At 47.1% G+C, this 15,208-nt stretch carries 8 protein-coding genes; 1 reads left to right on the forward strand and 7 read right to left on the reverse strand.

From position 1 onward, the window contains the following. Positions 1 to 44 precede the first annotated feature (44 nt). The 7 genes from LZZ85_RS08160 to LZZ85_RS08190 all read right to left on the reverse strand — a co-directional run bounded on the left by LZZ85_RS08160 (position 45) and on the right by LZZ85_RS08190 (position 13,928). Positions 45 to 1,052: a glycoside hydrolase family 43 protein gene (locus tag LZZ85_RS08160; protein WP_237870499.1), complete on the reverse strand. Its 1,008-nt coding sequence runs from the start codon at positions 1,050 to 1,052 to the stop codon at positions 45 to 47. 367 nt (positions 1,053 to 1,419) lie between these two features. Continuing rightward, a complete protein-coding gene (locus LZZ85_RS08165; protein WP_237870501.1) occupies positions 1,420 to 2,574 on the reverse strand; it encodes a glycoside hydrolase family 88/105 protein in 1,155 nt (384 codons plus the stop codon). 14 nt (positions 2,575 to 2,588) lie between these two features. Continuing rightward, complete coding sequence (locus tag LZZ85_RS08170) at positions 2,589 to 3,902, reverse strand: BNR repeat-containing protein (protein ID WP_237870503.1); 1,314 nt, start codon at positions 3,900 to 3,902, stop codon at positions 2,589 to 2,591. A gap of 186 nt (positions 3,903 to 4,088) precedes the next feature. Then, complete coding sequence (locus tag LZZ85_RS08175) at positions 4,089 to 5,894, reverse strand: RagB/SusD family nutrient uptake outer membrane protein (RefSeq protein ID WP_237870505.1); 1,806 nt, start codon at positions 5,892 to 5,894, stop codon at positions 4,089 to 4,091. Positions 5,895 to 5,937: 43 nt separating this feature from the next. Continuing rightward, positions 5,938 to 9,078 carry a SusC/RagA family TonB-linked outer membrane protein gene (locus LZZ85_RS08180; RefSeq protein ID WP_237870507.1) on the reverse strand — a complete coding sequence of 1,047 codons (3,141 nt, stop codon included), beginning with the start codon at positions 9,076 to 9,078 and terminating at the stop codon, positions 5,938 to 5,940. Between the two features lie 24 nt (positions 9,079 to 9,102). Next, positions 9,103 to 10,818 (reverse strand): RagB/SusD family nutrient uptake outer membrane protein, encoded by a 1,716-nt coding sequence (locus LZZ85_RS08185; protein WP_237870509.1) that lies wholly within the window; start codon positions 10,816 to 10,818, stop codon positions 9,103 to 9,105. Positions 10,819 to 10,829: 11 nt separating this feature from the next. Then, on the reverse strand, positions 10,830 to 13,928 hold the full coding sequence (locus LZZ85_RS08190; protein WP_237870511.1) for a SusC/RagA family TonB-linked outer membrane protein: 3,099 nt from the start codon (positions 13,926 to 13,928) through the stop codon (positions 10,830 to 10,832). A 413-nt stretch (positions 13,929 to 14,341) separates the two neighbouring features. Here LZZ85_RS08190 and LZZ85_RS08195 point away from each other — a divergent pair, with 413 nt between their 5' ends. Further along, complete coding sequence (locus LZZ85_RS08195) at positions 14,342 to 15,208, forward strand: STAS domain-containing protein (protein ID WP_237870514.1); 867 nt, start codon at positions 14,342 to 14,344, stop codon at positions 15,206 to 15,208.

The raw sequence follows: 15,208 nt of genomic DNA on the forward strand, positions 1-15,208 counted from the left end.
CTCTCTTTGTGAATACAGTAATACTGCGATTTATGGGGTGTGGTTTAAAAATTATCAAGCGTCCATTTATCGGCCCACTCAACGATGGGCAATCCGTCACGGAAACGGATGGGCAGCCAGAGATGGCGGCTATCTTTCAGGTTACGCGGGTTCCACCGGTCTGCCAGGAAAATATAGGCATTGTTTTTCGCTCTGACCGGTAGTATATAAGTTGATTGCCCGCCAAATGTTGTATCAGCACCCGGACCGCTCATCGGGTTCACTTTTGATGCTTCCCATGGCCCCCAGACAGATGTGGCTGTATGCAATACAGCTTTGTTCGGCGCCCATCCGGTGCAGCCGCTTGTGATCATATAATACTTACCGTCTTGCTGGAAAACAGCAGGAGCTTCGCGATGATTGCTGAAAAGCATTTTATCTTCCGCAGTCACATCAAGAAAATCTTTAGTCAGCTTTGCGATCCGCAGATCATAGTTTTCCCGTGAGGAATAAATATGATAAGCTGATCCATCTTTATCCACGAACAATGTCATGTCTCTTGACATATTTCCGTTTGGACGAAAGCTGCGTACGAACCTGAACGGGCCGGTCACTTTATCACTTACGGCTACGCCTGCCCGTGCCGCACTGTAGCCTTTACCTTTCAATTCAAGGTGAAACCACATTACGTATTTTTTTGTGGCCGGGTTATAGATCACCTTGGGGCGTTCCATCACACAACCAACAGTTATATCGCTTGTGGTGTCCTTGTCCTGCGCCAATGCCAGTGACTCATACTGCCAGTTATAGAGATCTGTGGAAGAATATACGTTCACACCTTCCGATGCGTGCCGGCCTCGTTTCTCACCAAACCAGTAATACTTTCCGTTATCATAGATCACTCCGCCGCCGTGGGCGTTGATAATTTCTCCTTTTGTATCAAACCACTCTGCGCCTGGAGTAAAATCACTTACCGTTTTTGACTGAGCAGAGGTTGACAGAGCCGACAATCCAATGCATGCGGTCAATGCAAGACAACGAAGGTCACTGCGGGTAAAAAAATAGTTGATCATTATAAAATTTTTCATTTGAATTAAAAACTGGCTGTAGAAACAGCCTGTTTGCTTTTAAATGTTGCTACGATTAACTGCTTTGCTCAACAGTCTTTTGCCTTTGAAGGCAAGTTCTTTTATAGTACTGACAGGTTTTATTTTCGGTTGGCGTAGTTTCCCGCGGATTACGCAGATTAAACACTCCGCCAGTTGCAACCTGTTTATAGTCTCCTGATCACTTTTTTCATTAGCATACGTTGATTTCGCAGATAGATCTCTGATAGAAGGCGCTTATCTGCGTAATCTGCGCTTCGATTAATCAGAAAGCTTATCTGGGCAAAACACTTCAATAGCATCGCGTATAAAATCTGCGTTATCTGTGGGAACCTTACGCAGATCCACCCAGCAACCTGTACATTTCACAGGCAGCCAGCAAAAACGCTCCAACACCAAAATTCGCTGTAGAGTTCTTATCTACCACCTGACCCGGAATAGCCCGTTCACCAATTGGTTGCACATACCCCACACGTCCATCACTCTGAAGCGCTGTATCCATTAAGTAGGCCCACGATCTTTGCACAACGGGTAAATATGTTTTCTTATCAAGAAGACCATTATTCATTCCCCATAAAAATCCATACGTAAAAAACGATGTACCGCTTGTCTCCGGGCCGGGCGCATGCGCGGGATCAAACATGCTGCGCGTCCAGTAACCTTCGGGCTGCTGACTGCTTTTTATTGCAGCCGCCATCGCTTTGAATCTTGCTACGTACTCTTGGCGATAAGGCGCGTCAGCCGGCAGATCTTTGATCACCTTGGCCAGGCCGGCAAAGACCCAACCATCACCTCTTGCCCAGAAATCCTTTTTCCCATTGGCGGATTTATGTTTTGGGTAAACATATTTTGCATCGCGGTAATAAAGATGTTCCACTGAATCATACATGATACTATTGGCATAAGCCAGGTACTCGTGCAGTTTTTCGAGATAAAGCTTATTACCGGTTAGTTTATACATCTTCGTCATCACCGGCATGACCATATACAAACCATCAGCCCACCACCAGTAATCATTCTTTGGTGTGCTTATCTGGTATTCCATTACTTCTTTTGCGCGTGCGATCTTCTTTTCATCTTTATCGATATTGTAGAGATCTATATAAGTCTGAAAACAGATCTGCCAGTCACCAAACAAAACATACTCATCTTTTTCACCGTAGCTGTATTTCCAGTTCGATTTGTCGGTTGACTTTGCGCCCATCCACAAATTCTGTTCAGCCCATTTTTCAGAATACTTCTTGTACGTCTCATTTTTTGTAAGAAAATAAGCTTCCATATTTCCTGTATGATACGCCGCGTTATCCCAGAAAGCGCGGCCGGGTTCCGGATGGGTCTGTTGCCAGTTTGTATTCACTTTATCGATCACCGCCAGCACCTGCTGCTGATCCGTTCCCATCATCGAAGTCAGGGACTTTTTCTGCGAAGTACAACCCGTGAATAAGGCGAACGCGACACAGGATGCGATATAAAAACTCGTCTTCATCATGATAAATTCTTTTATCAGGGTTTCCATTCCAACACCTGTACCATTTGAGGTGGCGTTGAAGTAAGCCCTTCCCCATCTGCCTGCACGGTTCGTTGTACAAACAGGTGAACAATATTTTTCTTTTTCCAGAGATCTGTATCGAATGAAGGCTCCCAGGCGCCGGTATCTCCTTCGAACAGATCTTTCACGGTAAACTTCTGCTGACCAATATTTTTTATGCTTGCCACAGATACCTTGCTTCCTCTCTCCTCGTCGCGGAAGAACAACCATGCGCTTGTATTCTTTCCTTTCTTCCTGATCAATACCTGCGGGCGTGCAACAGGAATTTTCTTCGAGCCCGTTCCGCTTAAACTAAAGGGAGTTTTACGGAAATCAAGTGACATCACTTTCCACCCCTGGCCTTTATTATAAACCAGATGATATTGAGGAATGTTGCTGTTCGCATCGCGCCAGTAGGTAGCGATCATGATATTCCCCGAACCATCTGCATGCATGGACGTCTGGTTGATCAATTCGCTTTTCTGCGGAATACGACACGCATACTCAGCATTTGTTGCATTAATAGGTAAATTATATTTCTCGCCAGTCGACTTCTGCCAGCTCTGTCCGCCATCCATTGACTTAGCGAAACACATATCGTGATTGCTGGCCACATCGGGAGACTCGCGCCAGACCCAGGACAGATAGATCACGCCGTTGGCGTCAACGTACGATTGCCAGTAGGCATTCCGCTTGCCCTCTCCATCGATCAGGTTTGACTGAACGCGGTTCCATTTCTTTTGCAAAAGATCATACCGGTTGATCACCATATTGCCATTACCCGAACCACCATCGCGGTAGAAGAATAACAAACCACCATCAGGCATGGTATAAAACTCCGGATAAGAAACTTTGTTCTCCGATGTACTGATCATCGGCATTTCCTCCGTCAACTCCAAAGACAAAGGCTCTTTGCTTTTGGCATAACGAAGCTTTGAATTATGATGGTCCCAGGCGATATGCAAAAAACCCTCGCCATCAACGATCATGCTGATGCTATTGTGAGCATCTCTTATATTTCCCTTGAAAGACGTTTGCTTCAATTCCCAGCTTTTACTACCGAGCTTACGTCTCCCTATCACCATAAAACCGAGTGAATCATAAAAACCGGTGAATTGATAGTCTTTAAAACTCGCCAGCGAATTCTTGCGGAACACGACGGTATTTATGGAGTTGCCGGCCCAACCTTTGGCGATATCCACCACTCTGACTTTCTGAGCTGAAGCATTCGTTTCAGCGATCAGAACAAGAAACAAAACATAAACAATATGCGTCCGCCAGTTTTTCAAACGATTATCTTTTATGAAGCTTTCAGTTTTTGATTAGCCGCCGTGTAGAAGTATCGCAAAGAGCGCAATGGAAGCGCAAAGAACGCAACGCAATTACGTATTAAAGACTGATATCTTCGCGTCCTTTGCGCCCCTTAGCGTCCCTTGCGATACTCATACGCCAGGCAGATTTCGTTCAACCACATTTTACCATCCCGGGTTCTGCAGCATCGCCGGCATTTTCCTGATCTCTGCATCCTGTATCGGCAGCAGGTACATCTCCGGCCGGAAAACGTGTTCCCGAATATTGTTCTCAATTACATAATTGAACTTATAAGTAGCAGGTGTTGTTCCTGACACCAGGAATGGATGCATTACCCGGTTAAAGCCTCTGTTGCTTCCATTGTATAATGTCATCGCGATCTTCCATCTTCTGATATCATGCCAGCGATGATCTTCGAATGCCAGTTCAATTCTTCTTTCATTCTGGATGAATGCGCGCATTTCCTCTTTAGTCATACCAGCCTTCATGCCATAGAGATTATCACCACCAGGCTCAATACCTGCACGGTCGCGCAGCTGTGCCAGCTTAGGATAAGCGAGCGTCGTTTGTCCGGCTTCATTGATCGCCTCTGCATAGTTCAGCAAGATCTCTGCGTACCGCATGATCGGCCAGTTTCTCGCAGGGCTTGCACCGATGCTGTTGGTAACTGTACTGTCACACATCTTGCGGGTGAAATAACCGGTATTACCGCCGGAAGAGAATGCGTCACCGGTTTGACCGGTGCCGGTATAAGTCCAGACAAAATTCTGCGTATTATCGTTTGCGGCATAACGGGAACCGTTAAACATAATAGAATATCGGAAGCGCGGATCACGATTTACATAAGGATTCTGCGGATCGTATCCCGAAGTTGGGTCTGTGATCGCTTTACCTGTGATCATCGGGAATGCGTCAACGAGATTTTGCGTGGGTCTTGAATAGTTCTGACCACTTCTGCTGGGCGGCAGATAGTAGGCTTCAAAATCTTTATTATTCGGACGGGTCACCACAAAGATATTCTCCGGATTTGTCCGGGTGAGAAATGTCTGATAGAAACCAAGGCCGGGTTGTGTGTTATTAACGATGAGGGAATAATATCCTGAATTGATCACCGCTTCTGCGGCTGCCGCGGCAGCTTGCCAGTGTGCAACATCATATGCCGGATAACTGACCAGTTCTTTTTGCTGGGGAGACGCCGCATCAATTGCGCCGCCATTGAACAAGGGACTTGCTGCATAAGACAGCAGGCGTGACTTCAATCCCATGGCAGTACCTTTTGTTACACGGCCATAGTCCAGTGCGTCATACCCAACCGGGAATGCTGCATTAGGAGTGGGCAACAGTGCCGCTGCTTCATCCAGCTCTTTCGTCAGATATGCTACAAAATCTGAAAACTTCTGTCTTGGTATATCCAGGAAGTCTGCAATACCATACACCTGGTCTCCCACGTTAGGCACGCTGCCATACACGATCATCAACTGCAGATAGTACCACACACGAAGACATTTCGCTTCACCTTTCATACGTGATTTCATGTAGGCTGATAAAGGTGTGCTTTCCAGTTTTGATAAAAGCAGGTTCACGCGGCGGATATTACGGTAAGGCACCTGCCAGAAATCTGTAGCTGGCGGGCTTGATCCATAGTTTGCTGCAGAGAATGTACCCTGGTAGAACATTACAGAAGGGCGTGTTGCGGAACTCAATGAGTACTCTGCATCATCCGCAGAAGTTTCCTGATTACCATGTGTTTCCCAGCGGCGTTTATTGAAGGAGAAACCAATCCCGGCAAAATCCGTGTTACCGAATGTTCCTTCCGCATAAATACCATTCAGGAATTGTATCGTACGTAAGCTATCTGAGAAAACCTGAGCTTCATCAAGCGCTGTTGATTTATCATCCAGGAAGCCGCCCGATTTGGAGCAGGCTGCCAGCAGGGCTGAAAAGCTGATGATGGTTAAGATCTTTTTCATTTACTAAATAGTTGAAGCGATAAATCGCAATTTGACAATATCGTTAGAATGTTGCGCTGATACCAAAGTTGATCATGCGTTGTGGCGGATAGTTCACACGGTCTGTACCACTCGTACCTGTTGAACCCTGACCGATCTCCGGATCAAGCTGATAAAGCTTGTTGAGCTTTGTCCAGGTGAACAGGTTATACCCGTTCGTATAAACCCTGATATCTTTCATGCGTAATGACTTCACGAATTTCGAGGGAAGCGAGTATCCGAACTCTGCTGTTTTAAGACGGATGTAATCACCCGGGATCAGCCAGAATGTAGATGGATAAGCCCTGGAATCACTGATACCCGGGATAAAGCTCAACATCGGGAACTGCGCATTATCACCGAGCTCCGGAGTCCATGCCTGTTGATGGATCGCTCTGAAATTACCTCCGAAAGGCTGGATCGCTTCAGCTGCTCCTCTCACGTTAAAGTTCATCGCTCCCTGGAAGAATACACCGATATTAAAGCCTTTGTAACGGATCCCTAATTGCAGACCACCTGTTGTATTAGGAATATTCGGATATCCCTGTACCTGTGTATCAAAACCATCAATGATCCCGTCTTTGTTCAGATCAGCATATTTCAGGTCGCCGGGGCGAACTGCGATTGCAGGCTTCGGACTTGCCGCGATATCTGCCGCATCTTTATAAAAGCCAACCCATGTATAAACACGCTGTGCATTGATCGCATTACCTGTGAATGACTGGTAAGCGAACCTGTATGCAGGCTCATCCATGAACTCGATCTTATTCTTCGCAACAGAATACGTTCCTTTCACGGAGAAAGAAAGATCCTTCGTAATGTTATCTGCATAGTTCAGTTCGATCTCATAACCACGGTTGTTCACCTTACCCAGGTTCACCGCAGGCAATCCCTGTCCGATCACAGAAGAAACAGATGAGTTTGGACCACTCCTGGTTGTAAGGATATCGTAACGGTTATTATCAAACCATTCAACTGTTAATGAGACTTTATTTTTAAAGAAGCCCATTTCCACGCCTATGTCGAGTTTCTTCTCTTTTTCCCAGCTTACATCCGGGTTACCCAATGTTCCTTCAAACACCGCACCTGCTGCATTCGCGTTCGGATCACCGAAGAACACCATATTTCCTGGCGCAGAATAGATCTGCTGATAGTAGTAGCTGAAGCCTGAACCGATCTTATCATTACCAACGAGACCGTAAGAACCTCTGATCTTCATCCGGTTGATCACACTGATATTGTCTTTAAAGAATGGTTCTTCTGAAATGTTCCAGCCCGCTGATGCCGCCGGGAAGAAGCCATAACGTTTATCTTCTGAGAAACGGTCTGATCCATTATATGCTCCGTTGAACTCTACGATATATTTCTGTTTGAAGTCATATCCGACACGACCGGTAAAACCACGGAAGTTGTTCGGAATGAAATTGTATGCACTTGTTCCGCTCGCCGCAGTTGCTGAGTTCTGGCTGAACAATGCCAGGCCATAGACGTGATGACGGCCGGAGAATGTTCTGTCATAGTTCAGGAACATCTGCGCCGTTACGTTACGAACAGTACTACCGTTATTCGATCCGCGGATCAAACGTCTTACACGGAATACGTTGGGGTTTCGGGGCGCATACGTTTCAGTGGCAGGATCATAGATATAGGAAGGAAAATCACCACCACTCATAGAAACGTTCGGGTTTGCATAGCTCGACGCATAAGAAAGGGTGCCTTTCAGTGACAAACCACGGGTGATGAAATCAAGGCGCTGGTTAAGCGTTGCCACCAGGTTCATGTTCGATTCCGATGTACGCGTGTAACCGAGATAGGTTAGACGTCCGATGATATTATTCGCATCATAAACCGTTCCGCCTGTGCCCGGGCTTCTCTGCCACTGGCTGTAACCCAGCGTTCCGTTCGGGTTGTAGATCGGGTACGCCCATGGCGCCAATGTCCAGAGGCTGCCATAATCTGCAAACACATCATTCCATCCGTTCGGACTACCGACCTGCGGCTGGTTGATGGTGCTCATATTTCCATAAAGGTCAAGACGGAAATCTGTTGTCTTTGTCACCTTCATATCCACGTTGGAACGGTAGTTATAACGCTGGTTGTAGAAGTTGTTATTGATCCCCACTTTGCTTCCGAAATCTTTCACCATACCATCCTGGTTAAGATAACCGGCAGAGATGAAGTATTTGACGCGTTCTGTACCACCGGTGATATCAAAGTTGCCGCGGTATTGCGTGCTGAACTTTTTGAAAAGGATCTCTTTCCAGTCATTATCGGGATAAGTGTACAGGTCTGTATGATCCCGGAATGCGTCGAGAGCCGTTTGGTTAAAGAATGGAGTTTGGTTATCGTTGGTTCTTCCTTTGTTATAGAGAATAGCAGCATCGTACGAGTTCAGGAACTTTGGCATGATGGTCGGCTGCGACAAACTTGTTTCACCGCGGAACGAGATCTGCGGAGCACCGATCTTACCACGGCGGGTTGTGACAACCACAACTCCATTCGCCCCTCTTACACCATACACAGCTGTCGTTGATGCATCTTTCAGGATACTCATCGATTCGATCTCATTCGGATCCAGTCTCGCAAACTGATCATAAGAGAATTCGATATCATCCACAATGATGAGCGGAGAGGTACTTCCGGTGTTGTATGAGCTCACACCACGAATGTAAAAAGCCGCACCATCCGCACCCGGGCGACCGGATGTTTGCTGAGAGAAGAAACCGGGCAAACGGCCAGCGAGTGTATTCTGCACACTCGCGGAAGGGTTTTCTCTAAGCTCCACCCCTGATACGGTACTGATAGCACCGGTAGTAGTGATCTTCTTCTGACGGCCATAACCAACCACCACTACATCAGACAGGCTGCCGATCGTACTATATAATGTTACCTGCACATTACCACTCGTACCTATTGTAAAATCCCTGTCGCGGTAACCGATATAAGAAACGGCGATCACACGGGATGTTCCTTTCAGTGTTATTGTAAACCGGCCTTCCGCGTTAGTGCTCGTACCATTGGCACTCACACCTTTCTCCAGCACAGTCGCGCCGATGATAGGCGTCCCAAGCGAATCAACCACAAGCCCGGACACCTGCTTTACCTGGGCGAAAGCTCCCAGGCAGAAAGCATTTATCATGATTAATATGCAAACAATCTTTTTCATCTAAAAGCATTTAGTTTTTTATAATTACCATCCTTCGTTTTGGATGAGCTGTGTATTCTTATTGATCTCATCGAGAGGGATCGGCATATGGTAAAGCCTTGTCTCGAATCTCGATGTTGCTACAGGTACCACCTGGTATGTAAGTGGGGTTCCATTGGTAATGCGGATGCCGGTAAGTGTTGTGTTCAATACCTGGTCGGCAATTTTCCAGCGGCGGATATCCCAGAAACGATGCTCTTCAAATGCCAGCTCGATGCGGCGTTCATTGCGGATCAGTTCACGCATTTCAGCCTGTGTGATCGCGGCTTTTATCCCATATCGAGTATTCGTTCCTGCAGTGATGCCTGCACGTGCCCTCAGTGTTTTGATCTGCGTAACGGCTGCTTCCACCTGGTTCAGTTCATTCAATGCTTCTGCATGATTCAGGACGATCTCCGCATAACGGAAGATGGGGAAGTTGTGGCTCTGGCTTGAATAGGCTGTTGACGTCGCGAAGTTTCCGAGGAATTTGCGCAGGTAATAACCTGTTCTCGTCTGGATCGTTGACAAAGAGTTATCAGACGGGCGATCAAGGCCTCCCTGGTAGGTTTGAACAGCCCGGCTCAACCATGTTGCGCCATTATGAAAAACGGTTGCACTTAAACGGGGATCCCTGTTTGCATAAGGATTTGCCGCATCGTAACCCGAGCCCGCTTCGTTGATCATCATTCCGTTCAACATCGGAAATGCATCAACAAGGTTCTGCGTAGGACTTGTCAAACCCTGGCTTCTTGCATTCGATGCTACAAAGCCGACAGGCGATTGTGAATTCTCGAGGTTTGCATTGTTTGCCACCTGTTTGGCAAAAATGATCTCTGTATTCATTTTATTTATGAACACAGAGGTGAACGCGGTTGGCGTACCGCTCGTTACCAGTTTGAAGTAAGTGCCTAATGCGTTGAACTCTGTAGCGGCATCCACCACTTTCTGCCAGCGGGTTGGATCTGCCGTCGGATAGCCGGTCAGTGCTTTTTTAACCGGGTCTGATTCGATACCGCCTCCATTGAAGAGCGGGCTTGCTGCATACAACAGCACTCTGCATTTCAAGGCAACAGCAGCGCCCTTTGTAATACGTCCGAAATCTGATGTCGAAACGTTATCTGCACGAAGATCGCCCTTCACTGCATCACATTCACTAATGATATAATTCACTGTTTGCTCGAACGTATTGCGCGGAAGAGAGATATTATCATCCATGCTGAGAATGGCATCACCAAGCAAAGGCACACCACCATAACGCTTCAGCAGTTCCCAGTAAAAGAATGCACGGAGATATCTTGCTTCTGCTTTCCAGATCGTTCTTGTGGCGAGTGCCATTGGCACCCGGTCCATATTTTGCAGGAAGATAGTTGAACGGCGGATGCCATAGTAGCTGTTACCCCAATAAGGATCAGGATTATTCACCACCGTTACGGCGCCTTTGATATAGTTCTCGACAAGCGTATTGTAACGGGATGGCAATGCATCACCCGCAGCTGCGTCGAGGAAATCGCCGCCAATACGGTTGAATCCATCCGGTATATAAGTATAGATATTGTTCAGGTTAAACCCTGCCACTGTACCATTCTGATCAAGCGTATCGAATGTCAGTCCTGAAGTGAACCAGTCCTTCGGTTCTTCTTCATATTTGGTGCAGGAAGATGTGGCAAGCAACAATCCTCCGAAAGCGACCATCGTGATTATTGGAAATATTTTCTTCATATAGCGCAGTCTTAAAATTTAATGTTGATACCGAAGTTGTAGAGCTTTTGGAGCGGGTAAGCGCCCACAAATGATTCTGGGTCTCTATCTCCGATCGTTTTGGAGGCTTTGGTGAATACATTGTAGCCGTTCGCAAATACACGAACTGTTTTCAGACCGATCTTTCCTACCAGTGAAACAGGGAATGTATAACCGATCTCCACATTTTTCAACCGGAAATAATCACCGCTTTTCACCCAGAAAGAGGAGGCCGCATCATTATTGATATTCTGACCATAACTGAGGCGTGGATAAGTTGCACCAGGATTTGAGGGAGTCCAACGGTCGAGGTTATGACTGTATGCCTGACCTGTTCCATTATTCTGAAATGCCCAATAAGCAGCACCGCTAAGGTAGATATCGCGGTTCTCTGCGCCCTGTCCAAGTGCACTAAGATCAAAACCATTCCAGCTAACACCGAAAGAAACTCCATAATAGAATAAAGGTCTTGCGCGACCGATGGCTGTGCGGTCAAACTGGTTGATGATTCCATCACCATTCAGATCAGCATATTTAATATCACCAGGTTGCGGAGTATAGCCCTGCAGCGTAGCGCTGCTGTTGATCTCGGCCTGGGATTGGAATAATCCCTGCGCACGATATCCCATCAACTGATCAACAGGCTGGCCGGTTTGTTTCATCCAATCGTACTGGCGGTATACCTCGTCCATATAGATCACTTCACTCTTTACACGGGATGCATTGGCAGAAACAAAGTACTGGATCTTACCAACTGATCCGCGCCATGTAGCCGTCGCATCATACCCGGAGTAACGGTTCTCACCGATATTTTCCAACGGGTAATCATTTCCTATGATAGTACTGTTACCACCTCTTGGCATCAGCAGATCAGAGTACTTATTATTAAAGTATTCAATTGTAAAACTGAGATGATCATTCAGCACAGAGCCAGACAATCCAAGATTCAGCTTGTTTGCTTTTTCAAAAGTGATACCGGCATTTGGTAATGTCCATTCAGAAATGGTTGTCACAGATCCTGCGCCGGTACCGAAGTATGCGGCCGGACCGTCGAAGAAGCGTGGATAGTAAATGAAATATCCTGGAGCGTCCCAACCTACTTTACCATAGGAAGCATAAAGTTTAAGTCGGTTGAACACGCTTGAATTCTTCATGAAATCTTCCTGTTCAATATTCCATCCGAGGCCAATGGACGGGAAGAATCCACGTTTGGTTTTTCCTGCAGGAGGGTATCTGTTGGAGCCGTTCATACCGAACGCCACTTCCGCCATGTATCTTCCTTTATAATTATATGCAACACGACCGGATGTGCCGGTGATCGTGTATGGCAACACATCGCCATTGATATTATTATCGCGGTTAGCCAATACTACAGCACTGATACCATGCACGCCGTCGAAAGTGCGGTCATAACCAATGCTCAGCTCTTCATAATCCGTACGGCCCTGGTAAGCGATACCATTACTATTACCCTGCGCGCCGTTCAAACCAAATTGTGTATATCCGGTTTGCATTTGCTGAAAGACAGCGAAAGTTTTGCTACGGTTGATATCTTCACCAAGCGTCGAGTTGTAAGCTGCTTTAAGTTTGATATACAGTCCGGGAGTTACTTCATCAAGCGAACGCTTGAGGTAAGCGTTTACAAGGATGTCTCTGAAATAACGCTGACGATACCCGGAATTGATCGTTTGTGCCAGCATATTATCCTGGAAAAGTTGAGAACCACCAAAGCTCTGATCCTGGTTCAGTAAAGGATAAGCGTTTGCCGGAGTCAGCAGCATATTCGCCAAAACCGTCCCCGTAGTTACACCGGGCTCATTCGAATTCATGATCCGTCCGAGCAGGTAAATTCCACCGGTCAGTTTTGGTGTGATGTTCACATCAATATTTGATCGGATCACGTAGCTTTTGAAAGAGTTGTTGGTATTGTAGCTATTGCTGTCAACCGTTCTGAAAAATCCGGATTGATTGGCATGTTCCAGTGAAACGAAATAGCGTGCGTAGCGGTTACCACCGCTTGCGCTGACGGTATAACGTTTGAATGTTGAGGAGTTTTCCGTGAGTTGTTCGCGGTAGTCATTATCTGGATAAGCGAACGGGTTGCTGCCTGTTCTGTAGGCGTCGAGGGCTGCCTGGCTGTAGTAAAGACCGGAGTTCAGGCTATCAATGCCGTCATTCCGTAATGCTTCATTGCGCAGTCTGGCATAGTCATACGCCCTGAGTGTTACGGGAAAGCCCATCGGTTTCTGGATCGCCGATTGTGCGGTGAAAGAGATCTGCTGTGTCCCCTGTTTGCCTTTTTTGGTGGTCACAAGGATTGCTCCGCGTGCACCTCTCGAGCCAAGCATGGCCGTAGCGAGGGCATCTTTCAAAACCGTGATCGATTCGATCTCTTCGAGGTCGAATGTGCTGAGGCTGGCGACCACACCATCGATCAGTATGACAGGTTGCTGGCCGCGAAGGCTGAGACTGGCGCCGTCTCCACCGGGAAGACCGGCAGACTGAAGTGTGTAAAGGCCAGCTAGCCGGCCGGCCAGTGTGTTCGTAAAACTGGTGACCGGGGTGCGGGTGATCTGCGGACTGTATACTACATCGGATGAAGCGACAGAAAGATGCTGAGGATCGGAAGTGTAGATCCGTTCCGTGGTTTTGCGTACCGGCATGCCGATCACGTTCAGCTCCTGCTCTTCATCTATAATATATAATAGCTGCATTTCATTACCCACCGTTTGCTCCTGGGTCTGGAAACCCGCACCGGCGAACCGTAGTCGGTCGCCAGCATTCGCATAAATGATAAAGTTGCCTTCAGCATTACTTACGGCAGATGCGGAAGACCGCAAGTTAGTGATGATGATCCCGGCAAGCGGAGTGCTATCAACAGAGATCAATCGCCCTTTGTATTCTTTTTCAGTTTGTTGCGGAAGAAAATCCGCTTTCCCGGCTGCATTCTCCCGCGCATTCAGCACGGTTTGCCCGGTCATTAATACGATGGATAGAAGAAAAATACGGGGAGTCCAGGTTCGAAACCGCTTTGTGGGCTGGTTTTTTAACTGCTGGCTCAGTTTGAGACATACAGAAAGCAGGTCAGTCATATGGCCGTTGTTTTGGTCGTTAGTATGCTGGCAAAGCGCCAGGTGTCAATTTCATGTTAAAACTAATAGTCAGTTTAGCCTGATTCAGGGGGGTGAATCAGATTAGAAGGGGGTAAAATCGATAAATTATGAGGTTGAGGGGACAAATTGATGATAAAAGGGAGAAAGGCTGGCAAAAGACGTGCGGAAGGTACGTGATCCGGGGCTGCGGGCCTGGGCCGATAACCGACAGAGAATCGCTAAGACAACAGACTGGCTGGTCAGCGTTGCCGGCAGCAGGTTGGGCATCATCAGTGGCCTGCGACCAGTGCATCTATCCGGGAAAACCCTGATATCAGCGTAAAAGGCTGGTTATCAGAAAATATTTATTCCCTCTCAGGGACAATAGGGTATATTGCGATATAATCATTTATATGGCAGCAAAAATCACCGTATACCAGGCTCTTAACAAGAACGCTAAAAAATTACATGAGGACTGGCTTACGCAGCAAATGCAGGACGAGGGTTTGCGGGAAGACCTGATCTCTAACGAAGAGCTCCGCTTAGAGTCGGAGGAATTTCTGAAGACGTTTTTGGCTGCTATTAAAGATGATCTCCTGGAAGACAGCAACAGCAGCAACTTTGATAAGTTGAACGAGATGCTTGCCGGCATCTCTATTAACCGGGCCCGCCACGGTTTTTCGCCGCGGGAGACCGGCTATTATATTTTCAGTCTCAAACAAGCAATCTTTAAAACGCTGGAGAAGGAGATCACGGATCTCAAAAAATTGTACACCGAAATACTTCGGGTGAACAAACTCATCGACAGCCTGGCCACTGTCACATTTGAAACCTTCATCCGGGGCCGAGAAGAGGTGATCATCCGTCAAACCAACGAGATCTCGGATATATCAACCCCCGTAATACAGGTTTGGGACAATATCCTTGCGCTTCCCATTATCGGTACGCTTGACAGTTCGCGTACACAGGTTGTAATGGAAAGCCTGCTGATGAAGATCGTTGAAACAGAAAGTACTATCGCCATTCTTGACATATCCGGCGTACCGGCGGTTGACTCCCTGGTCGCGCAACATCTGATCAAAACAGTAAGTGCTACGCGCCTGATGGGTGCGGAATGTATCATCAGTGGTATCCGCCCGGAGATCGCACAGACCATTGTACATCTTGGGATCGATCTTTCCGGAATAAATACAAAAGCCTCCTTGTCACATGCATTGCGTTTTGCATTTCAGACATTGAGACTCGAAGTCAGAAAAAAAACCGATAAAACGGCCAGTTAA

Origin of the sequence: Terrimonas ginsenosidimutans (assembly GCF_022012415.1) — a bacterium.
GTDB lineage: Bacteria > Bacteroidota > Bacteroidia > Chitinophagales > Chitinophagaceae > Terrimonas_A > Terrimonas_A ginsenosidimutans.